This window comes from Pleionea sp. WD8-19 (genome assembly GCF_055326765.1).
This window is the reverse complement of record NZ_JBUZOU010000005.1, coordinates 206,947-228,998: the sequence shown is the minus strand read 5'-3', so window position 1 is coordinate 228,998 and position 22,052 is coordinate 206,947. Positions and strand designations below refer to the sequence as shown.

Sequence of the window (22,052 nt, the reverse complement as noted above, 5' to 3'; positions counted from 1 at the left end):
GGCATCAGCATCGGGCCGATGGAAGTAAAATTTTGTATTGAGTTCGTTTTAGGTGTAAAGCTTTCGGCTAATCCCAATACCCTTAATAAACTTCTGCTCAATGCTTTCGATGTAGTGCGTTAAGGAAGAAGGTGAGCCCACAACATTTAAACCGGCAATGTCATCCTTACGGCGCATCAGTTTTAAGAAGCCGTCAGGCTCGAGATTGAGACGTTCTAAAATGGGAGGCAAGTTGCTTGGAATATAACCGCGTTTGTCGTCTCGGATAATACGACCGGTGGTATCGACCAAATCAAAATAATCTTGAGTTGAAAATGAAAAGCCATGTTGATGCACTGGGTGCTTCGATTGTGTGAGTGGCATAAGCTTTACTTTGTTTTCAAGCGGCAGGCTCTTCTTTTGTTTGATGCGTTGCTGAATGGAAGTGAAGTCCGATTTTTCTGGTGTTTTTGCCATATCGGCACGAATGGGATTTAAATCAACATAAGCCATGGCGGTTAAGACCGCGGCCTCGTCGAGCAAAGCTTGAGACTTGAAACGTCCTTCCCACAAATTGGTCTGGAACCGAATTTGAACATCGAAGGAACGACGATGGCCCGAAGGGTGAGCGCAATGGACTGCGCGAATAAAAGCGGCCAGTACAGTTGTCTTCCTTATTCGCTTCGCGAGCCAAGTGCTCATTTAACAACCGCATAAACCAGGAAATATCCATCAGTCTTTGACGCCAGTTTTCGATGATGTCCTGAGCCATTTTAGATAGGGCGGGTGTGGTTTCTTTTTTTAGATACCGCTGTACGAGAAGTGGAATTTTACAAACGCGCTTCCAGCGGCGAACAACGTTGGCTTCACTCCAATCTCTTGCTTTTTCAACATCGACACGTAGAACAACGTGATAATGATTGGACATAACCGCATAACTGGCCACTTCAATGGCGAAGGTTTTGGCCAGATAGTTTAACCGTTCCACCACCCAAGTTTTACGGTGCTTAATGCTTTTGCCGGTAACGGAATCTTTATTTACATGGAAGTAATGTATGCAGAAAATGCAGGACGCAATTTTCTGCCACCACAGAGAAAAGCGCGTCGAACACAACGGGCGATGCAATGATAATAGGTGGTTTGATTTAAATCGATGAGCGTATTTCTGGCGCGTGTCATGAAGTTATGTCCGTATATTTCACTTAAGTCCTGAACGTAACTTAATCAATTTGCACTTGTTGGTCAAGGTGAAATCTGTGATTATTGGTTTTGAGCTGTGGGTGTCCATTAGTTGAGTTTTCGTTAAGAATATTAGTAATCATTGAGTGAAAAACGATGAAAAGAGGTGTTCGCTTTGAAATCGGGTACAGAAAGGCATCACCATCGGGATGATGGAGGTACTCGTAAGCCATAGTTGATGATAGTAAGATTTAACGAAATGGAGATAGGAATTAAGCCGATTAGTGTGTTTCTACTACTCAACGAACAACCAGTTTATTTTTAACTTAATCCTTATCGATAATTGTTCTATGTAATTCTAATCCCTCAAAAAGATAAAAACGGGCTAATGTTCAGAATATTAAAATGAACAAATAGCCCGTGATTTAACTAATTGTTAAGGCATCGATATCCAGCGGTCACACGTACTGAACTGATAAATACCATTTGAATAATAGTCGGTCCACTGTGAGCACCAAAGGTTGAAAGAGCCTCCGTTACTGTAAGTTGGGTAGCCTTCACCAGCGCCACCACCACCAGACCTGCCGGTTTGAGGGTTTCTGTTAATCACGTTTCCGGTAGCAATAATTCCAAGAGCACTACCTGAAGGGTTCGGCTTGTATTCTTTACAGATTCCATCTCCAAAGCAAACCCAAACAGCATTTGAGTCAAATAACGCACTCATCAATTTTTGCCAAAGTGTCGCGTTTTTCATCGATAAATTAAAGTAGCTGGTGATCCAAGCATCAAATAACACCCAAGTTGCGAAATCGGCACTGGAGTCTGAACAACTGGATGAAGAACCACAAATTTCAGTAGGTGCATTAATGTGACCATCGTTCAATTCAATTTCAGCTTGAACAACTTTTAATGATTCAATTGTTTCATTTAAACCTTCAACCTGATGCTGCCCAACAATTACAGAAATTCGCATGTTACCCCAGTTCTTTTGAGTAGAAGGTGCAGATTTGCTTTTTGAGTTCTTAAACTGAATCATGCCCTCATCTTCAACATGTACGTGAAAACCATAATGGTAAACGTTGGTGGTTGACGCTACGACTACGTTGTATAAGCCGGAACCCCTAAAAGGGTAGTTTTTGGCGATATGGCGCATGCTTGAGTAGGAGCAGTCATCGCATATTATTAATTTTTCCGATTCAAACGCGTTTAGATCGGAGCTGTAGACGTTTAGCATTATTAAAATAATGCCAGTCAGTTTAAAAAACATATTCTTTAACATTTATTCTACCTATTAGTAATAAAATTTAAGTCCCAAAATATCAGTGCATTACCTCTGTGCAAGGTAACGTTCAGATTGTTTGTGATTAATTAATCTGAAGACTTAAGTGTTACTGAAGTCTTGATAGTGTGCTTTAAATATTCCGACAAAGGCTTTTGATTTTGGGAGAATATGATTTTTGTTGCATGTGAGTCTAAATGTTTATGAATAGAACACATGTCAGACGTTTAGTGGTTGACTGTCGAACAAAGTGATGTCGAAAAAATTAATGAATCTGTCGTAAATTTGGAAGCACTTAGTGACCACAAAAGCTTAGTCTTCATGACTACTTATTAAGCTTTAGTTATATCAATTATAGAGAGTGATGATAATGTTAAAAACGATTCGAACCACCGCATTAAGCGCTGTGTTATTGGCTTCGCATAGCTTGGTATCCGCTAATACTTGTAAAGCTTATACACCAACGGTTGATGGATGCTCCATTCCCGATGAAGTTTTAGAGGCATCGTTAGCGATATGGGATGAGGCAAAGCACGTGTTTAAAAGTCAGTGTAATACTCACGATCGGTGTTATCAAAAGGTTGGAGAGTCACAATCACAATGCGATACCGATTTTTTAGTTGACCTAAGAAAGCGTTGTAACAGCAAGTTTCCGTGGTATGTTTCTCCTAGCCTTAACTCGCTGTGTAAAGATACGGCTGATCACATGTATCAAGCGGTATATCTGGAAGGAGAGCGCTATTATGAAAACGCTAAATACAGTCCACTTAATCATGCCAAAGCTGTACTTTCTCAAGCAAACCAATCGAAATGTGCATTACCTGTGGAAGAGCTCAACGTTTTCAATGACTACTCATTGAATTATATGAAAGATAAATTTGTGAGTTTGCTGCATCGCGAACCTTCACACTTTGAAGCGCTAGAACTTATGATAAAACTTGATAATCATAATGACGGTGCGGATCCTGGAGCATGGCGAAGTGCTTTGCCCAGTTATATTTATGACTATCAATCGAACAAACCACCCGTACCTCGAATTACTGTACAAAGTGCTCAACGCATAGGCACGCAAGTCATGGTGGATATCGTTTTAAATGCGAATCACTCTTACGATCCGGACGGCAATATCGCAAGCTATCAATGGCATTTGGCTGGTGAAACGTTGAAAGAAGGTCAGCAAGTAACGTTTAAAGTCGCCGCAGGTCTTCACCAAACCAGCGTATTTACTTTTTACTTATATGTAACAGACAACGAAGGTAAAAAGAATGTGACTTCACACGTTGTTGGTATTCCTGCTGTGTATGACAATACGTGTGGTCGCAATATTTGTAAGGAGCGATAATTCTATCAGCTGCATCGTTAAACGGATGGATCATTCTGTTCTATCCGTTTGGCTGATTATCTTGAGCCTAAAATAGATTTTAAGTTCTGGTAAAACGTGTTATTTCCTAAAAGTAACGATCGGGTGTTTTTCAAATTTACCATCGATACTTACAGTATAAGCGGCAATTCGGGCATGATTTCCGATGAGAGTGATATGAAAAAAACCTGGCAGCTGATCATTTTGCCAAACGAAGTCGTTTCCGCGATCATTCTTTAACGGTGTGGTATGCGCACCAGCGCCAGAAACCAATAACGTAGTTTGTGAGCAGTTATTGGGGCTTTTTAAATATTGCAAATTATGCTCGTGTCCAGCGAGTAATAGATCGGCACGATTACATACATTACTTTCAATAAACTCTTCCCACCATTTTCCTAATACACGATCAAGACCATTAGCGCCAGTTAGGTTTTCTTCCAAGTCGTAGTTTTCATAGTTACCGGCATTACCATGCTCACCATTGGAGCGATAGGGGTGATGTGCAAAAACAATTTTCCAGGTGGCTTGCGAGCGTTCAAATCGCTGCTTTAACCAGTAACTTTGTTTATCTCGCATTTCACTGGCACTGTATCGCCGCTCAAGGTCGATGGGTGAGGTGAGAATCGCCGAGTCCAGCGCAAAAAATTCCGTTAATGGTGGCGATAACGGCTGATTGAATGGGTGCTCAAACGCGTAATATCGTGCGGGCATTTGCCAGCGTATATTTTCGCGTTGCGGACGACGCGCGTAGGCAATTTGCAAATCGCCGCGGTAATTTAATGCACCACTGCCTTCTCGTAATATACCCGATGTATCATGATTGCCCAGTACTTGATAAAAGGGCAGATGTATGTCTTTAAACGGATCTTCAAACTTACTTGCAAACTGTTCATCGTTACGTGTTTCCACGCCTTTCGGGTAAATGTTATCTCCCAACCCAACAATAAAATCACACCCTTCCGTTTCGCAAACGGCAACCATTGCTTGTGCAACGGCAAATTGCTTATCGTTGCCTTTGCCATAGTCGCCTAAGGCAATAAAACGAGTAATGGGAAGTTGTGATTCATCGGTTGAGATTGACGCAAACGTCACGCTGGTTTGTTGCTGTTCGTCGGTAACGGTGAGTCCAACTTTATAAAAACCGGCTTGGTCGATGAGCAGTTGGATACTGTCACCAGAGAGTGAGTTAAGCGCGGCATTACTGTTTTGAGGCTTTTTCAACAGCTGCCAAGTGTAGTTGAGCTGATGACCTTCTGGAGCCAAACTGTTCGCAGCATTCAGGGTGACACTTTCACCCGTTTCGGCGTAAATATAGTGGCGTTCGAGTATTGCCTGCGGATGCTCAAGTGGGGCTAATGTGGGTGGCGTTGAAAGTAATTGAACATACTCGGGTAATGTCGAGCAACCATAGATCATAAAAGTGACGAAAAGTAGTCCATAGTGCTTTTTAATGTTCATTTTAAAACTCACTTATTACTGCACACCGGAATCAACCGATGCGGTATTGATGTCAGAGCTAAACCATTGAAACAATTCCAACATGGATTTACGAATCGCCGCTTGGCTAGGTTTCGAGCCCGCACCGCAATAGCGTTCGGAAATGCAAAAGTCGAGCGTGTGATTGGCTTCTGCAAACAAGTGGAGATAATTGTTGTTGCCACATGGGTAAGTTTTTCGATAACTGCCTGCTTCGGGGTCGCCGCCGTCATTAATAGCAGGTCCTTGGTTTGGGTCGCCTGTGAGCGAATTACACAAACGTACCGATTGATCCGAAGGTACTAAGTCATCGCTCACCCCATGGAGAATAAAAAAGTGCGGATAATTTTTCGGATTTTGTGCAATGATTTCACTGAACGTGTTTTTAACAATTCCGGGGTCGTCGAGTGAAATGGCCTGAATGTCTTGATTTAAAAATCGACGCATTACCTTTTCACCTTTCAACTCCCCTGGGTTTTGTATGGCCTGTTCGGCAAAATATTTAAAGTCGGTGGGGCCGTATAATACGGCTGCTTTACGTATGTCTTTCGAATGATAAACCGATAACCAAGTTGCTAAATGCGCGCCGGCTGAACCGCCAATCACATCCACGCCTTCAGCCGATGCTCCATAGTGTATCGCGTGTTGTTTAACCCATCGCAATGCGTCTTCTGCATCGGCGACAATGTCTTGCCATTCACTTTCATTGCATTCGTAGTTACCACTGTAATGAGCCGCTAATCGATAGAAAGGAACAAACACCACATAACCGCGACTGGTAAAGTGAGAAACCACACTTTCAACCGCGGCAAAACCGGTGCCTCGGAAAGACCAACCGCCGCCATGAAATAAAATCATTGATTTTAAATGTTGTTGCTGAATATCTTGCTTGTAAACACGCATTTCCAAATCGCAATGTCCGAGTCCTCGCAATTGCGTTTGTTCGGTACCGTTGTCCAGCGTGTAGTGATTAAAAACGTTAACGCGTTTGTAAAGAACACGTTGCATAAACGGCTGTAAATTATCTCGATTGGATGCAACGGCGAAATCGAGTCGAGTGGAAGGCATGAGTGTCCAGTCGGGCGGTTGCCAGTACCAACTGGCTGCATTGCCGAGCAAGTCGTGCTCTGGCGCTAGAAGTTCATTACAAAACTGGTGTGTTGATGTTGGAGTAAACAGTACGGGGTGTTGGCAGGTCGAGTCCAAAAACAATTCCGTAGAATGTTTGATTTCATTCGTATCAACTTCTGTGCAACGTTCGCCTTTTTGGTAAATGGGATGATGATTGACTGGAAGTAGCAACAGTTCGCTGGCGTTACAAATGGCACTTTCGCGAATGTATTCTTTCAAATCTTCCTGCCATTGCTCTTCGGTGTCGAGCAGGCTGCATCCGCACAGGAAACAAAGGGTAAAAAATCCTAACGTAGAGATTTTCATAAATAGTCCATTTTTGCATAGAAACTCCCTTTAGGTGTAGCAAAAAAGTTAGAAAATGCCAGATGCTTTGCACACTATTTTACGACTTCATCGCAAGGTAAGATGTAAGCGTTGTCGGTAATAACGTTAAATTAATGTTTATCGAATATTCTGCTTTTTCAGCTGTTTTTTAAGGAGCTTTAAATAATTACTATCCGAATAGGGTTGTTGTGATTTTTGCATTTGCCAAAGGCATTCTGCCAACGCTTCCATTAACAAATGCTCGGCTTCTAATGGATCGGCAAATGCGTGTTGAGCTCGTTGAAACAGTTGTGCGATACCTTTCGGTCGATTGGTTTGGACCTGCTCACGAATGGCCAGGTGTAAGGCCATGTGTAAAAAGGGATTCGATTCACCGAGCTCGGGTGAGTAGTCTTTATCGAGTTGATCCGGATCGGCAAAACAGTGATGGTATTCGGCGTGTTGTTCGATTACGGCAGCAATTTGTTGTTCCAAAGGTGCCAAAGTCGCGTTCTGCTGCATCTTTTGCCAAACATCGAAATAGAGTTGGCGCAATTGTTGACGGTCGTCACCAAAAAACATGGTTTAATTCACACCTCGGTTTTATCTTTAAACTCGCACAAATCTTCAATAATACAGGAGCCACAACGTGGCTTGCGGGCAACACAGGTGTAACGACCGTGTAAGATCAACCAATGATGCGCGTCGTACAAATAGTCTTTCGGTACAAATTTAAGCAGTTTTTTTTCTACTTCTAAAACATTTTTACCCGGTGCAATTTTGGTTCGATTAGACACGCGATATATATGCGTATCGACCGCCATAGTAGGTTGCCCAAAGGCAGTATTGAGCACCACGTTAGCGGTTTTACGGCCCACACCGGGCAGAGCTTCTAGCGACTCCCGGTCGCTTGGCACTTCGGAGCCGTGTAAATCAATCAATGCTTTACAGGTTTTAATCACGTTTTCGGCTTTAGCGTTATAGAGTCCAATGGTTTTTATGTACTCTTTTAAGCCTTCAACACCGAGCGCGTAAATTTTTTCGGGGGTATTCGCCACCGGATACAGTTTTCGAGTGGCTTTATTCACACCGACATCAGTAGCCTGCGCCGATAAAATCACCGCGATCAACAATTCGAACGGTGAGTTGTATTCGAGCTCAGTAGTGGGTTTGGGGTTGTTGGCTTTAAAGCGTTGAAAGATTTGTTCGCGTTTGGCTTTATTCATTAACTCAACCGTTCTACTACAGTGACACCGTCTTTAACAACACCCACACAAGGGTTGTGACCAAAGGCATAGGCTAACTCAGCGGGAGACTCAATGTTCCAAATTGCAAAGTCTGCTTTTTTACCGAGAGCGAGAGTTCCGGTCGTTTGGTTGATATCTAATGCCTGAGCGGCGTATTGAGTGACGCCGCGAAAGGCTTCTTCTGGCGTCATCCGAAACAGTGTGCAGGCCATGTTTAACATAAGTAACAATGACGTGCAGGGAGAACTACCGGGGTTGCAGTCGGTTGCTAGTGCGATAGGTACATTGTATTTTCGGAACATTTCGATAGGGGGTAATTGCGCCTCGCGCAAATAATAAAAGGCGCCCGGTAAAAGCACGGCAATGCAGCCACTCTTTGCCATCGCTTTAACACCGTCTTCACTCACGTATTCCAAATGATCTACCGATAACGCATCGTATTTTGCAGCCAATTGTGCGCCACCTTGATCGGTTAATTGTTCGGCATGCAGCTTAACCTTTAAGTCCAATTGTTTCGCTGTTTGAAAAACTTTTTCTACCTGCTCGGGACTGAAGCCGATGTTTTCGCAAAACGCATCAACCGTTGAAGCCAGCTTTTCTTCTTTTACTTTGGGTAACATTTCATCGCACACCAGGGCAATGTAGTCGTCGGCTCGATTTTCGTATTCTGGGGGAAGGGCGTGGGCACCTAAAAAGGTAGTAAATATATCAACCGGTAAACGATGATTTAATCCTTTCGCAACTTGTAACATTTTCAATTCACTTTCGACATCCAACCCGTAACCGGATTTAATTTCAATGGTGGTTACGCCTTCCTGCAACAGATGTTCGATACGTGTAATGGCTGACTCTTCTAATTGCTCCGGGCTTGCAGCGCGTGTGGCTTTTACCGTTGAAAGTATGCCGCCACCCTGGCGAGCGATTTCTTCATAACTGACACCGGTTAAACGCTGTTCAAACTCTTTACTGCGATTGCCGCCAAAAACGATATGTGTGTGGCAGTCGATCAAGCCTGGAGACAAAAATTTGCCTTGAAGGTCGTAAGTATTACAACCATCCAGATACAATTTTTGTACATCTTGCTCAGACAATTCGCCAATAAAGCTGATTTTTCCGTCTTTAACGCCGATCGCCGCATTTTCCATTAACCCATAGGGCGCATCACCTTCAAGGGTTATTAAGTGAACATTGTACCAGAGGTTGTCGGCTTGAATTGATTTTTCAGGTGTCATAACAAACGATACTTGCTAATTGAAAAGTGAGGCAGTATGTTAGCGCGACTGGCATCAATGGGAAAGGTTCAATGAAGTATTACGCCAAAGAAGTTTTACTAAGTGATGGTTGGCAACGCGATAAAACGCTCACAGTAGAGCAAGGAATGATTACGGCTATCGACACCGGTTTGTTGCCGGATGCACATGTGCTCGATGGGCCGGTGATTCCTGGAATGGTCAATTTGCATTCGCATGCGTTTCAAAAGGCTTTTGTTGGTTTAACGGAGTTTCAGGCAAATAAAGAGGATTCTTTCTGGAGCTGGCGTGATTCCATGTACCGTTTATTGCAAAAGCTGACGCCTGATGATTTAAACATCATTGCCGAATATCTCTATTGCGAAATGCTGACACAAGGGTATACCAGTTGTGCCGAGTTTCATTACCTGCATCATCAGGCGAATGGCCAGCGTTATCAGCAACCGGCTATTAATTCGATCATGGTGATTGAGGCAGCGCGTGCGGCCGGTATGGCGATTTGTCATTGTCCTGTGTTTTATCATTACAGTGGTTTTGGCGAGCAAGCCGCAAACTCTGGGCAAAAACCTTTTCTCCATACACTGAGTGATTTTTATAACCTGCTCGACACGTTACACCAAGAATATCATCACGATGATAATGTCACTTTGGGCATTGCTCCGCATTCACTACGTGCTGTTTCCGCACCGCAAATGAAAGAACTGGAGAGTTGGTGGCGACAACATCCGGCAAAGGGCCCCTTTCACATTCACATTGCCGAACAGGTGCAGGAGGTGAACGACTGCCTTGCACATTACCAACAACGGCCGGTGCAATGGCTGCTGAATAACTTATCGCTGGATGAAAACTGGTGTCTGGTACATGCGACCCACCTTGATGAGCAGGAAACGCAATTGCTGGCACAAAGTGGTGCCATTGCTGGCATTTGTCCAGAAACCGAAGCGAATTTGGGCGATGGTATTTTTAATGGTGTGGAATATTTAGAGCAAGGCGGGCGATTTGGGATTGGATCCGACAGTCATATCACGATTTCACCCTGGCAAGAGTTGAAGTTATTCGAATACAGCCAGCGGTTGAAGCATCAAAAACGCAATCGACTGTGTACGGATCAAATGCCTCACGTCGGTCAATTTTTATGGCAACATGCCACGAAATTCGGAGCGAAGGTTGTCAACCGATCGACCGGAGAACTGAGTGTCGGTAAGCGCGCCGACTGGGTCGTTTTGGATCGAAGCATCAGCGAGCTGTATGCTGTTGAACCCGAATTTTTGCTGGATGCGGCTATTTTTTCGGCGAATGAAAATCCGGTAAAAGATGTGATGGTCAATGGCGTTTGGCAAGTCAACGATCGGCATCATTCGAAAATGGCAGAGGCGAAAGCGCGTTATTTGCGTGTTTTGAAAGAGAAAACATGAGAAGTGGGGAGGGTGGTTCGAGGAACGATAAGAGAAAGCGGTGACTAGTTGATAGTTACGAGTTGCAAGCCCAAAGTTTTGTCGAAACTCGAAACTCGAAACTCGAAACTCGAAACTTTCGCTCAACTCGTCTGCTGAATTGGCGAGTCGAAGGGTAAAATCAAATTCGCCGACTTTTGCCATAAGAGCTGCATATCAATGGGTTTGGTAATAAAGTCATCAGCGCCGACTTCCAGTAGTTCGCGCCAATGCTCGATCATAATGTCGGCCGTGGTGATCAAAAGTGGAATCCGGATATTTTTAGCGCGCTCGAAAGCACGAATTTTCTGAATCATTTCGAGGATTTTTACGTCGACCACGTTGGAGTCGAGAATGACCAGTTGGTATTGAAACTGTCGTAGTTTTTCGAGTGCTATGTGTGAGCTCATGGCGGTGTCGACGGTCGCACCAAATTTATTTAACATTTCTTTAGTGAGTAATTGATCGATACTGCTGCTATCGATGACCAGCACCCGGCCGCGTAGTGAGCGAGATTCGTTTGCGACAGTTTTTTCTTCCTGCTTTTGTTCGTGTTTGATTTTATAAGGAAACACAAATTCCAAATGAAATTGGGTGCCTTTGCCAGGAGCACTGTTGACGTTGATCGTTCCTCCCATGAGCTGTGTCAGTTTTTTGGCGATCGCCAGTCCTAAACTGAGATTTGGTTGTTGTTCCTGCTCTTGGTCGTCGGCAAACGCAAACGTATTAAACAATACCGCTTGCTGTTCGGCACTGAATCCTTTACCCGTGTCGGAAATTTCCAGTTTTAAATAGAGGTCATCATTGTTTTCGGTGGGATGCCAGTCCATTTTAATATCTATAAACCCTTGATCAGTCATGAGCACCGCATTGTTGAGCAGGTGGTAAATGGTTTTTTGAAGTAACTTTTCATCCGTTTTAATTAAAATGTTTTGTTCTTTACCTTCAAAAAAGGTATTAGCGTCAATGTGTTTTTGCGCACACATTTGAATAAAGGGCGTTAAGCTTCGTTTAACCAGTCGAATTGGATCAAAGTACTCAGGGTTTTGCGGCATCGATTGATTTTCGAGTCTCGAATAATCAAGAATATCATCGAGTAACGTTAACAGTTCGCTGGTGGAGCCTATGGTTCGTTCCACGTACTCTCGTTGATCGGGGCTTAAACGGGATGCTTCGAGTAGCTGTAAGTTTCCGATTGCGCCATTCATCGGGCTGCGTAATTCGTAGCTCATACGCGCCAGAAATTTACTTTTCGCTTTGCTTGCGGCGAGTGCATCGGCACGTGCCTGCTCCAAAGCCATCGCATGTTCCAGCTCTTTACGCTTGGCTTGCTCCAGGTTAATGGCCATTGCATTCAGGTTTGATTCTAATACACCTAACTCACCACCTGAGTGCTCGTCGACTCGTGCAGATAGCATTCCTGACTTAAACAGTTTGACCGTTTCTGAAAGTGAGCGAACCGGTCGAGCAATCGTTTGTGCGATAAACAGAGCGAAAATGGTCGCAAATAATAAACTGGCAAGTCCGATAAGTATGCCGCCTATCATTGCCTCCTGCTGTTCTTTTTGTAACTTTTGCGTTGTTAAACCAATGGTGATTTTTCCAATGATTTTTGAGTCCGTCTGATCGCTATCAAGCTGGATCCCCAAGTCAAAGTCGCTCGATTCCAGAGGTACATCCTGTAACACAATATCGGAGCTGAATGAGCGAATTTGTCGGCTGTCGGTGTCCAGTAATGCGAGGTTTCGTCGAGACAATAACAGCTCATTATCACGATCGTGAATTTCAACAAAAGCGACATCATTTTCTTTTAAAATGGGGGTGACAATGTCTTCCAATAATGTTGGGTTTTTGATGAATACGGCATACTCACTGGCTGGTGCCAACTGTTGCACCAAAAGCTCGCCTTTATTGGTTAAGCGCGACTGTAAAACCGTAAACTTGTCCTGAATAAAATAGGCCGTGAGTGCAAAAAACATAAACAGCGCTGGGGCGAGCCCCAGAAACATGGTTCTTTTGAAGATGGACCATTTATTCATACAAATCCTTTTCTCCGAGGCTGATTTCTGTCGCCTGGATTGCATCAATGTAATGACTGTCGGATTTTATCGTCAGGTTTAATGAGCGGGCCACGTCGGCGTTAAAAGCAACACTGAACCGCTTGCTAAAATAAGCCGAGTGCAATTGCTGGTTATTTCGAAAAAAATGATTGATTTCGTCCACTAATTCATCAAGCAGTTGTTGCATTGAGGTGTACGTTGTTGCAACGCTACCGGGGCGGATAAATTTTTTATCGGCACCAATTAAAAACTTATTATGTCGATAAAGCGTTAGCAAAATGGATTTAATGGTTGAGCGATTATAAATGGCTTCATTTTGTGTAGCGATAACAGCATCGGTACGATTGATCAATTTGATTAAACTGCGAGATAAATCATCGGTGCTTTCTATGATTTCGTATTCCAGTATCAAGTTTAATTGATAAGCCGTACGTTTTAATGCATCTATCGGTTCTTTTTCGTGAGGTGAAATAAGCAGTCCTAATCGTTTTCCCGCCGGATTCAACTCTTTAAATAACAACATTTGGCGAATAATCGGCGCCTGGTGAAATACCGCCGAAATTTGTTTGAAGTTAGTTTGTTGGTGATCTTGAATTAAACGCTCATAGTCTACTAATGAAACAAGGCATGCCAACAAATGACCCTGGTAGTTGGATTGTAAGGCAGCTTCGAATGCTTCACTTCCCAAGGCGATCACTAAGGGAGCATCGAGTGTCGGTAACGGTCTTTCAATATTAACAATGCCGACTTCGACAGTTGAATTACGTGTACTAATATGAGATTTGAGATGGGAGGCAAAAGCGGCTGACAGTTTATCGTCTTTGTTTTGCAGCAGTTGAACGCGAACCATTGGTGTTTGATTGGCTGTTGCCAACACCAATGACAGGGGCTGTAAAAGCAATAAAATTATCGTAATCCGATATAAAAAATAACCCATTCAGTTCAGACCGCGGTTGGCTGTCCGAGCCTCTTTATTCTCTCGTCTTGCAACAAGTTTATCATATTATGGCGAAACTACCTCTTAACCTTATGAATGTGCGAGTAAAAGTGTGAACGAGTCTGTTTATTGCGCGGTATGTTCTGGAATAATCCAGTCGATGGTAGATTGTCCGTGTGTGGTGAGCGCCTGATTGGTGCGACTAAAATGACGGCAACCAAAAAAGCCTCGGTGTGCAGACAAAGGCGATGGGTGAGGGGCCTTAAGTACCGTATGCTTGGTGGTATCAATCAGGGCTTGCTTTTTCTGAGCGTGAGATCCCCAAAGCAGAAACACTAAGTGTTGTGGTGCGTTATTTAAACAAGCGATGACGCGATCGGTAAACGTTTCCCAACCTATATTTTTATGGGAATGCGCTTTTCCCGCTTCAACGGTTAAAACGGTGTTGAGTAACAAGACGCCTTGCTCTGCCCAATGAGTGAGGTCACCATGGGACGCGCAAGTTGCACCAAGGTCGCTTTCAATTTCTTTATAAATGTTGCGCAAACTGGGCGGTAATTGAATGCCTTTATTCACACTAAAGGCTAAACCATTGGCCTGATTCGGCCCATGATAAGGATCTTGTCCTAAAATCACCACTTTCACATCAGCATAGGGTGTTAATTTTAATGTCGAAAAAACCTGCGACTGTGGTGGGAAAACGGTTTTACCTGTATCGCGTTGTTGATGAACAAAATCCATTACGTTTATGAAGTAATCTTTTTGCTTTTCTTCGGCAAGTACATCAGACCAGGTTTCTGGCATGGCGCTCTTTTGGGTTGGTGGTTGGTGTGCGAGATACTAACCACTGCTAACGGAACGCGCAACTTTTACCTGGTAACTCTAATTAGAATGTTATTCTGCGGTGTCGTAGGGTGAGGGCTCGAAACTTTCGAGTGCCGCAAGGGCATCACTTCGGTTGTATTCAACAAATAACTGATCGGGGTTGATGTCTTGCCGGTCAAGTTCGAACGGTCCACTCCAGTCTTCGGGTGCTTCGACTTCGAGTGGCATTAACGATTGCCAGTCGGTCAGATCCAGTGCTTCGATTTCACCGTCAAAGTGTTGGAACTCGACGACCTGAATATCGTCATCAATTGAAACGACTTCAACCGGGTCCGGCGCAAAATTTATGCGGTACCAATGACCAATTTCTACCTGATTCATCATATGAGTCCTTTTCCATGTCCTTTGTTTACATTATAAGAAGTAACACACCCTTCACTCAGATTATTGTTTTTTAAACAAACCTCTTTTTATAAGCGGCTGGAATCTCTATAATACAGACCAACTGGTCTGTAAGTAAAGGTAACTACTGTGCTTAAAATATCTAACCTTTTGAAAATTGTTCTTTTTTTACCCCTTTTAACGTTGGCCGATACACGGTTTTCTGGTGTTGTTGGTGCTGAAATACGGCTGTTTACCGAAGAAGCAACGCAAGGACAGGAGGATCAGTCCTTGTCGTTGTATCTAGAGCCGGAGTGGTACATGAGCTGGGATGACGCTAGCTTCACCTTCAAGCCTTTTGCTCGTATCGATACCATGGACAGTGAGCGGAGCCATTTTGATATTCGCGAAGCCTATTGGGAAACTGTAGGTGACGGCTGGTCGCTTAATGTCGGGATGAACAAAGTCTTCTGGGGGGTGGCAGAAACTCAACATCTGGTCGATATCATTAATCAAACCGATTTTGTCGAAAATGTAGACGGTGAAGACAAACTTGGCCAACCCATGATTAATTTTAATCTGGAGCGTCGATGGGGCACCTTAGGTTTTTTTGTGCTTCCTGGCTTTCGTGAGCGTACGTTTGCCGGGCGCGATGGTCGGCTGCGTCTTGAGTTTCCGGTAGATGCCGATAACGCTCGATACGAATCGGGAGCTGAAGAAAAACACGTTGATGTTGCTGTTCGATACACCAAAACATTGGGCGATTGGGACGTAGGGTTGGCGCACTTTCGTGGTACCAGTCGTGATCCTTTATTTGAGCTCAACCTGATGAATGGCTCTTTAATACCTTATTACCCACAAATCACTCAGAGCAGCATCGATGCTCAAGCCACTTTGGAAGATTGGTTATTGAAACTTGAAATGATTTATCGCACCGATTTTGGTAATGAAGATTATGTTGCAGCGGTTGCCGGGTTTGAGTATTCCACCTATGCAATTTTCGATTCGTTGGTCGATCTCGGCTGGATTCTCGAATACCAATATGACGAACGCGACCGCTTTGGAAATCAATTGTTTTCTGTTGAACTGTCTGACGTGGTCGTCGCTGGAGCACGCTTCGCATTTAACGATGTGCAATCGTCTGAGTTATTGGTGGGTTTTGGAATGGAAACCGATAACGATGCGCAGTTTTTTTCCATTGAAGGTGCAAGACGGATTGGGGATGATATGAAGTTGAGCATTGAAGGACGAGTGTTTACCGGTATTGATGAAAATGCGCCAGATCAAACTCTGTTTTATTCGTATCGTAAAGACGACTTTATTCAGATTACTTTGGATAAGTATTTTTGATATTAGGCACTAAGCACTAAGCACTAAGCACTAAGCACTAAGCACTAAGCACTAAGTGATAAGTAATAAGTGATAAGTAATAAGTGATAAGTTATGAGAAATAAAGTTGGCATGGTGGTTAGTCCAAAACAATCTTTTTAGAACTTAGAACTTAGAACTTAGAACTTAGAACTTAGAACTTAGAACTTCCTAAGGCGCTTTTTCAATATGCATGGTTACCAGTTGCTCAAAGTAGTTTTCTGTGTGACCGAGCAACGAGCGATAAATTTGTTGGTAGGCGAGTACGTTCTTAATATAAGAGCGTGTTTCTTTATAGGGGACCACTTCGATCCAAATATCCGCTGGCAAGTTGCCTTCATCGGGTAGCCACTTGATGACTTTATGTTTACCTGCGTTATAGGATGCCGTTGCTAAGACGGCATTGCCTTCGTACTCATCCAAAAGTTGCCTCAAATAGCGTGTACCTAAGGCGATATTGGACTTTGGATTGGTTAGGTTTCGCGAGTAGCGTGACGGTAGTTTGTTTTTCTTTGCAACATAACGTGCGGTGTAAGGCATCAGTTGCATTAACCCTTGTGCTCCGACCGATGATCGAGCATCGGGCATAAAGGCGCTTTCTTTTCGAGTAACGGCCAAGCTGAGTGTTAAGTCTAGGTTGACTTCATTTGAAGCTTGTTTCATTAACGATTCAAAAGCAATGGGAAAGCGCATATCGACCGCGTCATACATGCCATTTTCGGAAAGAGAGTAGATCACCTGATCGTGCCAACCCCATTGATGGGCTACAGCAGCAAGATGCCTGCGCTCACTTTCACTGACTTCGGCTTTTACCTGATTCCACTCGCGTCTGGCAGAGTAGTGTCGGTTGAGTTGCCATAACTCATAAGCTCGTTTTACGCCGTCATGCTGTTGCAGTTGCTCGATAAGCAACGGCGAAAAGGTATAGTTTTTCTGCTGCAAATTGGGCGGTTTGCCTAACAGAGCACTTGCTAAGAAGCCATAGTAACTGCGACGCTCTGATAAGGTATTAAACATTTCAAAAGCACGCTGATCACGACCCAATTGTTGTTCTGAACGAGCCTGCCAATACAGCCAGTCATTTTCCGAATCTTCAGGCGCTGGTGTTCGAGACAACCATTGGTTCACTTCCTGCCAGTTTTGCTGCCGTAATTCAAACGCCAGTTTCCAGCGTAAAAGCAGCTCGTTTTGCTCCTTCACGGGGATGTTGTTGAGCCATTCATTGGCTCGCGGGTGGTTACTTGAGGCGAGTGCTAATGCAATATTTTGCGCCAACACTTTGCGCTGGTTGTAACTGAGCGGAAGGTACGGTGCTACCTTTTCAATCAGTAACAGTCCTTTATCTGGATCACGCCAAATTTGTTTACGTAATAAAATAGCGGCTACGTCTGCGAGCTTTTCACGATCCAACTGTTTTGACGGTGGTTTTGTTAATCGCTCGGGGTTATGTAAAGCCTGTAACGCAAATTGCGCGATGGGTTGTTCATGTTCTGGTAATTGTTGTTGCAAATAGTGTATGAGTGATGTCTGTCGCTTTTCTAATGCCAGTAAAAGTCGCTCCCAAATTAAAGAAGCCGTGAGTCGACCTTCTTTTTGCATCGCTTTAAATACTGGGTTGCACGCTTCGGGTCGTGATTTTCCATAAAGCCAAAGACGCTCGGCTTGATCAAATATATCTTGTCGCCTTTCGTCGGTTTTCAGGCGAAACCTGAGCCAGTGGCACTGTAAAGAAACGTCACTACTGGGGCGATAATAACTTAAAAATAGATGGGTTTGATTTTTGCGAGCAAGTAAGTGAAGAAATCGATATCGTACCGGAATGGTTACTGGATCAGTACCGTAACGCTCTAGGAAGGAACGGATCGTATCGCGGTGATTCAGGTTGATGTTGTCAAGCAACTCAATTTGTTCTAGGTAAGGATAAAGCACATAATCGGTTAATGAATGTTTAAGGCGTTGAAAGTCGGAGCGATTGCCACGACGCAATGCTTTAATGGCTTGTTGAAACTGCTCGCGAAATTCGAGCGATTTTGTTTGAGTGGGTAAATCCGATTGAGTTTCTTGTTCGGTGAGTTGATGCGAATGAAAGGATAAAGGTGTGGTTTTATCGTCCGCCATCAGCGGAAAAGACAACAACAATGCAAGAGTAAACCACTTTCTTTTCATCGTAACTCAACGGCTCGTTTCGACACTTGTAGATAATGACGCTTTAAATAGGTTATCGGCAAATCGCCTGATTCTTAAGCAAAAAAATCAAATACTCCACCTTTGACAAGGTAAAAGGGCCTACATTCTGGACTTCCTACTTCCCCTGAAGTTCCTTTCTATACTATAGTCCACGCTCTTAAAATCGAATAGTTCAGTCAGGAATAACCCATCAATGGCAATATTACGTGGCGATAAAGTGTGCCTTAATTATGGCACACATGTGTTGTTAGATAACGCCCGCTTTTCGCTGGATGCTGGCGAAAAAATCGCAATTGTCGGCCGTAACGGCGCCGGTAAGTCTTCATTATTAAAACTGATTGCCCAGATCAATGTACCCGACTCTGGCGAGATCCAGCGGCAAAAATCTCTAAGAGTGAGATACCTTGCGCAATCGTTGCCGGAATCGACCGAGCACACCATTTTTGATTATGTTTCGCGCGGTGTTGAAGACATTAAACAGGCACTTGAAGAATACCAACAGTTGTTGGAGCGGGGGGGCAGTGAGTCTGAAGTGAATCAGTTGCACGACTTTTTGGATCGTACCGATGGATGGCATTGGCAACAAAAAGTAGAACGTGTTTTAACGCGTTTACAATTAGATGGTTCGGTCAAACTGTCTGCGCTGTCGGGCGGCTGGCGACGCCGTGTTTCATTGGCTGAATGTTTAGCATCCGAGCCGGATTTATTACTACTGGATGAGCCGACCAATCATCTCGATCTCGATACCATTGAATGGTTAGAGCAGTCGTTGCAACAGTTTAAAGGCGCCTTACTGTTAATTTCGCATGATCGTCAGTTTATCGATGCCATCGTGGAAAAAGTCTGGGAGGTGGATCGTGGTCACCTCAATGAGTTTCCGGCGCCTTACGACGCTTACGTCGAGGCGAAAGAAAAGCAATTGGCCGATGAAGCCAAAACCAATGCCGAGTTTGATAAAAAATTGGCGAACGAAGAGAAGTGGATCCGCCAGGGTATTAAAGCGCGTCGCACCCGTAATGAAGGTCGCGTGCGTGCACTCAAAAAAATGCGTCGGGAACGAGCCGAAAGGCGAGTGCAACAGAATACAGCCAAACTGGATGTAAAAAGTGGGGGTACTTCCGGCAAGCGGGTTGCCGTATTGGAAGATGTTGCCTTAAGCCGTGGCGACAAACGTTTGTTTGAGCATTTTTCTACCACTATTTTAAAAGGCGACAAGCTGGGTATTTTAGGTGCTAACGGCAGCGGTAAAAGCTCGTTGATCAAAATGATATTGGGAGAGCTAAACGCCGATAGCGGTTTGGTTGAGCTTGGCACACAATTGGAAATTGCCTATTTTGATCAGATGCGATCCACCGTTAATCCAGATTTGACCATATTCGATAATGTGGGCGAAGGACGCGATTTTCTCGAAGTGAATGGCGAGAAAAAGCATGTGATCAGTTATTTGGCTGATTATGGATTTGGCCCTGAACGTATGCGTACTCCGGCGAGTAGTTTATCGGGTGGCGAAGTCAGTCGTTTGGTATTGGCCAAACTGTTTACCCGCTCGGCTAATCTGTTAATTCTCGATGAGCCAACCAATGACCTTGACATTGAAACGTTGGAACTGCTTGAGAGTCAGCTGGTGGAGTTTAAAGGTACCGTGATTGTGATCAGTCATGACCGTCGCTTTCTCGATAACGTGGCTCAGGCTCTTTTGGTGTTTGAAACCAATGATGATGCAGCGGAAGGGCAACCAGCGGCAACGATTATCGAAATTGAAGGCGGATTCAGCGACTATCAACGTTATCGACAGCAAAAACTTCAAGCGCAATCGATAAAATCTAAAAAAAGCGACAGTGAGCAAAAAGCCGCGCGCGAAGTAACAAACACGCAAAAGCCAAGCAATAAACAGGTGAAATTATCCTACAAGTTTCAGCGTGAGCTGGAGTTGTTACCCGCCGAACTGGAGCAACTCGAAGCCGACATCGACGCTCTGGAAACACACAGCCAAAGCAACGAGTTTCAGCAGGCCAGTCCAGAAAAAATGCAGGCACACTTTCAGCAACTGGCTGATTTACAAGAACAATTGGAACAAAAGATGGACCGTTGGGAAGAGCTGGAAGCCATGAAAAACATCAACTGATCCGATGTCTTAAGGCTAGAAATCTCGGTTGCTCGCTTGCGGCTCTGCCGGTAAACGCGAGATAATAAGGCCATTACAACGCTATAATAAATTAGGGCAAAGTCCTACAAAGTACAGACAAAGAGGTATTTCAATCATGGGTAAGGGTACCAAATACAAGGCTCGCGAAGCCGATGAAGATGGCTTTATCCATTATACGGATGAAGAACATCAAATTTGGAATGAGCTATACAATCGACAAATTAAGTTGATTGACGGTAAAGCGTGTGATGAATACATGGAAGGTATCGATAAACTCGGCTTATCCGCAGACGGGATCCCGCAACTCGAGGATGTCAGTAAAATTTTACGTAAGGAAACCGGCTGGGAAGTGGCCTGGGTTCCAGCGCTGATCTCATTCGAAAAGTTCTTTAATTTGCTTGCAAACAAAAAGTTTCCTTGCGCAACATTTATTCGGACTCGAGAGGAAATGGACTACCTGCAAGAGCCGGATGTTTTCCATGAGATATTCGGTCATTGCGCCATGCTCACCAACCCTTATTTTGCCGAGTTTACTCACACCTATGGTCGGTTAGGAGCAGCAGCCGATAAACAGTATCACGTTTGGCTGGCTCGCCTTTATTGGTTTACCGTTGAGTTCGGGTTAATCAATTCACCAAACGGTCAGCGCATTTACGGTGGCGGTATTTTATCTTCGATTGGTGAGTCACAGTATGCGCTTTCGAATGAACCGGAGCATCGACCATTCGATATTATGACCGTGTTACGAACCCCATATCGTATCGATATTATGCAACCGATTTATTATGTTATCGACAGTATGAAGCAGTTGTTCGATATTGCGCATATGGACATCATGAGTCACGTCAAAGAGGCGAAACAACTCGGACTGTTTGAGCCCACTTATCCTCCTAAAGAAGAAAAGAAAGCGAGTTAGAAGTTATTGTCTTTTTCGAAGGCGCCAATGGCGCCTTTTTTGTTTTGGTTTGTTGGTGGGGTTGGTTTTTGATTGTCAAAACGTTGCTTGAACCATAAATATGATTAGACGCCGACATCACCGCTATTAAAGCTTTTAACGCCCGAACCTGTGAGTCAGCAACGGGTTGGGTGTTCTTTGAGAAAACCACAGGTTCTGAATGAGCCTGGGGACCAAGGCTCGGAACTGAGAGCTTTCTGGGATTAAACCAGATGGGGGACTGGTGCGTTAAATCTACGCAAACCAACGTAAAGAGATTACGTGCACTTGACACCGGCTGGCTAATAGGTGACCCCAATGTTCACTTATATAGCTTCTTTTCAGAGTCGTCATTGCAACATCTTAATATTGTAACGACTCAATGTTGCATAAAGTGTCTCGAATAAGCCAATGAGCCAGCACATAGGGCAACCACGAAATGCAAATATCATTAACACTCCCAAAATTAGTGAGCCTATTGGGTTTGTACTGGCAATATTGATAGCCCAAATTAATAATATAGTACCAGAAGCGCCTCTCAGAATATGTTCTAACAGGGTATGGCTAGAAAATT

At 44.0% G+C, this 22,052-nt stretch carries 19 protein-coding genes; 5 read left to right on the top strand and 14 right to left on the bottom strand.

The window, feature by feature from the left end; translation table 11 throughout:
• Positions 1-48: 48 nt before the first annotated feature.
• The 4 genes from ACTUJY_RS08480 to ACTUJY_RS08465 form a co-directional block, all read right to left on the bottom strand.
• A complete protein-coding gene (locus ACTUJY_RS08480; RefSeq protein WP_463615647.1) occupies positions 49-492 on the bottom strand; it encodes a hypothetical protein in 444 nt (147 codons plus the stop codon).
• Positions 479-970: a transcription factor IIS helical bundle-like domain-containing protein gene (locus ACTUJY_RS08475; RefSeq protein WP_463615646.1), complete on the bottom strand. Its 492-nt coding sequence runs from the start codon at positions 968-970 to the stop codon at positions 479-481. The genes ACTUJY_RS08480 and ACTUJY_RS08475 overlap by 14 nt, the downstream gene beginning before the upstream one ends.
• Before the next feature lie 47 nt (positions 971-1,017).
• Positions 1,018-1,158 carry a hypothetical protein gene (locus ACTUJY_RS08470; RefSeq protein WP_463615645.1) on the bottom strand — a complete coding sequence of 47 codons (141 nt, stop codon included), beginning with the start codon at positions 1,156-1,158 and terminating at the stop codon, positions 1,018-1,020.
• Between the two features lie 436 nt (positions 1,159-1,594).
• Positions 1,595-2,437, bottom strand: a complete 843-nt coding sequence (locus tag ACTUJY_RS08465) for a hypothetical protein (RefSeq protein WP_463615644.1) — start codon at positions 2,435-2,437, stop codon at positions 1,595-1,597.
• 370 nt (positions 2,438-2,807) lie between these two features.
• On the opposite strand from ACTUJY_RS08465, the gene ACTUJY_RS08460 reads away from it, so the two are divergent.
• Positions 2,808-3,779, top strand: coding sequence for a PKD domain-containing protein (locus ACTUJY_RS08460; protein ID WP_463615643.1), 972 nt, complete (start codon positions 2,808-2,810; stop codon positions 3,777-3,779).
• Between the two features lie 99 nt (positions 3,780-3,878).
• Here the strand turns inward: ACTUJY_RS08460 and ACTUJY_RS08455 are convergent, their stop codons facing one another.
• From ACTUJY_RS08455 to hutI, 5 genes are all read right to left on the bottom strand, one after another.
• Positions 3,879-5,255 carry a metallophosphoesterase gene (locus ACTUJY_RS08455; RefSeq protein ID WP_463615642.1) on the bottom strand — a complete coding sequence of 459 codons (1,377 nt, stop codon included), beginning with the start codon at positions 5,253-5,255 and terminating at the stop codon, positions 3,879-3,881.
• A 15-nt stretch (positions 5,256-5,270) separates the two neighbouring features.
• Positions 5,271-6,710, bottom strand: a complete 1,440-nt coding sequence (locus ACTUJY_RS08450) for an alpha/beta hydrolase (protein WP_463615641.1) — start codon at positions 6,708-6,710, stop codon at positions 5,271-5,273.
• 138 nt (positions 6,711-6,848) lie between these two features.
• Positions 6,849-7,292: a DUF1841 family protein gene (locus ACTUJY_RS08445; RefSeq protein WP_463615640.1), complete on the bottom strand. Its 444-nt coding sequence runs from the start codon at positions 7,290-7,292 to the stop codon at positions 6,849-6,851.
• Positions 7,293-7,300: 8 nt separating this feature from the next.
• Positions 7,301-7,936, bottom strand: a complete 636-nt coding sequence (gene nth / locus ACTUJY_RS08440) for an endonuclease III (RefSeq protein ID WP_463615639.1) — start codon at positions 7,934-7,936, stop codon at positions 7,301-7,303.
• Positions 7,936-9,189 carry an imidazolonepropionase gene (gene hutI / locus ACTUJY_RS08435; protein WP_463615638.1) on the bottom strand — a complete coding sequence of 418 codons (1,254 nt, stop codon included), beginning with the start codon at positions 9,187-9,189 and terminating at the stop codon, positions 7,936-7,938. Before hutI ends, nth begins: the two co-directional genes overlap by 1 nt.
• A 71-nt stretch (positions 9,190-9,260) precedes the next feature.
• Here hutI and ACTUJY_RS08430 point away from each other — a divergent pair, with 71 nt between their 5' ends.
• The gene (locus tag ACTUJY_RS08430; protein ID WP_463615637.1) at positions 9,261-10,622 is read left to right on the top strand and encodes a formimidoylglutamate deiminase; all 1,362 of its coding nucleotides are present in this window, start codon (positions 9,261-9,263) and stop codon (positions 10,620-10,622) included.
• 122 nt (positions 10,623-10,744) lie between these two features.
• Here ACTUJY_RS08430 and ACTUJY_RS08425 read toward each other — a convergent pair whose 3' ends face one another.
• From ACTUJY_RS08425 to ACTUJY_RS08410, 4 genes are all read right to left on the bottom strand, one after another.
• A complete protein-coding gene (locus ACTUJY_RS08425; protein ID WP_463615636.1) occupies positions 10,745-12,679 on the bottom strand; it encodes an ATP-binding protein in 1,935 nt (644 codons plus the stop codon).
• Complete coding sequence (locus ACTUJY_RS08420; protein ID WP_463615635.1) at positions 12,672-13,601, bottom strand: ABC transporter substrate binding protein; 930 nt, start codon at positions 13,599-13,601, stop codon at positions 12,672-12,674. The genes ACTUJY_RS08425 and ACTUJY_RS08420 overlap by 8 nt, the downstream gene beginning before the upstream one ends.
• Before the next feature lie 162 nt (positions 13,602-13,763).
• Positions 13,764-14,441, bottom strand: a complete 678-nt coding sequence (gene ung / locus ACTUJY_RS08415; RefSeq protein WP_463615634.1) for a uracil-DNA glycosylase — start codon at positions 14,439-14,441, stop codon at positions 13,764-13,766.
• A gap of 90 nt (positions 14,442-14,531) precedes the next feature.
• Positions 14,532-14,846, bottom strand: coding sequence for a DUF6763 family protein (locus tag ACTUJY_RS08410; RefSeq protein WP_463615633.1), 315 nt, complete (start codon positions 14,844-14,846; stop codon positions 14,532-14,534).
• Between the two features lie 147 nt (positions 14,847-14,993).
• Between ACTUJY_RS08410 and ACTUJY_RS08405 the strand changes: the two genes are divergently transcribed.
• Positions 14,994-16,193, top strand: a complete 1,200-nt coding sequence (locus tag ACTUJY_RS08405) for a hypothetical protein (RefSeq protein ID WP_463615632.1) — start codon at positions 14,994-14,996, stop codon at positions 16,191-16,193.
• Between the two features lie 189 nt (positions 16,194-16,382).
• On the opposite strand, the gene ACTUJY_RS08400 is transcribed toward ACTUJY_RS08405, so the two are convergent.
• Positions 16,383-18,377, bottom strand: a complete 1,995-nt coding sequence (locus ACTUJY_RS08400) for a transglycosylase SLT domain-containing protein (protein WP_463615631.1) — start codon at positions 18,375-18,377, stop codon at positions 16,383-16,385.
• 214 nt (positions 18,378-18,591) lie between these two features.
• On the opposite strand from ACTUJY_RS08400, the gene ACTUJY_RS08395 reads away from it, so the two are divergent.
• Both ACTUJY_RS08395 and phhA read left to right on the top strand, forming a co-directional pair.
• Entirely contained in the window at positions 18,592-20,523 is a 1,932-nt protein-coding gene (locus tag ACTUJY_RS08395) for an ATP-binding cassette domain-containing protein (RefSeq protein ID WP_463615630.1), read from the top strand.
• Positions 20,524-20,551: 28 nt separating this feature from the next.
• Positions 20,552-21,460, top strand: coding sequence for a phenylalanine 4-monooxygenase (gene phhA, locus ACTUJY_RS08390; protein ID WP_463615629.1), 909 nt, complete (start codon positions 20,552-20,554; stop codon positions 21,458-21,460).
• Positions 21,461-22,052 lie beyond the last annotated feature (592 nt).

Coding starts and splice junctions, on each gene's coding strand:
- ACTUJY_RS08445 (WP_463615640.1), bottom strand. CDS start 7,292: ATGTTTTTTGGTGACGACCGTCAACAATTGCGCCAACTCTATTTCGAT.
- hutI (WP_463615638.1), bottom strand. CDS start 9,189: ATGACACCTGAAAAATCAATTCAAGCCGACAACCTCTGGTACAATGTT.
- ACTUJY_RS08470 (WP_463615645.1), bottom strand. CDS start 1,158: ATGACACGCGCCAGAAATACGCTCATCGATTTAAATCAAACCACCTAT.
- ACTUJY_RS08400 (WP_463615631.1), bottom strand. CDS start 18,377: ATGAAAAGAAAGTGGTTTACTCTTGCATTGTTGTTGTCTTTTCCGCTG.
- ACTUJY_RS08430 (WP_463615637.1), top strand. CDS start 9,261: ATGAAGTATTACGCCAAAGAAGTTTTACTAAGTGATGGTTGGCAACGC.
- nth (WP_463615639.1), bottom strand. CDS start 7,936: ATGAATAAAGCCAAACGCGAACAAATCTTTCAACGCTTTAAAGCCAAC.
- ACTUJY_RS08460 (WP_463615643.1), top strand. CDS start 2,808: ATGTTAAAAACGATTCGAACCACCGCATTAAGCGCTGTGTTATTGGCT.
- ACTUJY_RS08410 (WP_463615633.1), bottom strand. CDS start 14,846: ATGATGAATCAGGTAGAAATTGGTCATTGGTACCGCATAAATTTTGCG.
- ACTUJY_RS08465 (WP_463615644.1), bottom strand. CDS start 2,437: ATGTTAAAGAATATGTTTTTTAAACTGACTGGCATTATTTTAATAATG.
- ACTUJY_RS08425 (WP_463615636.1), bottom strand. CDS start 12,679: ATGAATAAATGGTCCATCTTCAAAAGAACCATGTTTCTGGGGCTCGCC.
- ACTUJY_RS08455 (WP_463615642.1), bottom strand. CDS start 5,255: ATGAACATTAAAAAGCACTATGGACTACTTTTCGTCACTTTTATGATC.
- ACTUJY_RS08395 (WP_463615630.1), top strand. CDS start 18,592: ATGGCAATATTACGTGGCGATAAAGTGTGCCTTAATTATGGCACACAT.
- ACTUJY_RS08480 (WP_463615647.1), bottom strand. CDS start 492: ATGGCTTATGTTGATTTAAATCCCATTCGTGCCGATATGGCAAAAACA.
- ung (WP_463615634.1), bottom strand. CDS start 14,441: ATGCCAGAAACCTGGTCTGATGTACTTGCCGAAGAAAAGCAAAAAGAT.
- ACTUJY_RS08450 (WP_463615641.1), bottom strand. CDS start 6,710: ATGAAAATCTCTACGTTAGGATTTTTTACCCTTTGTTTCCTGTGCGGA.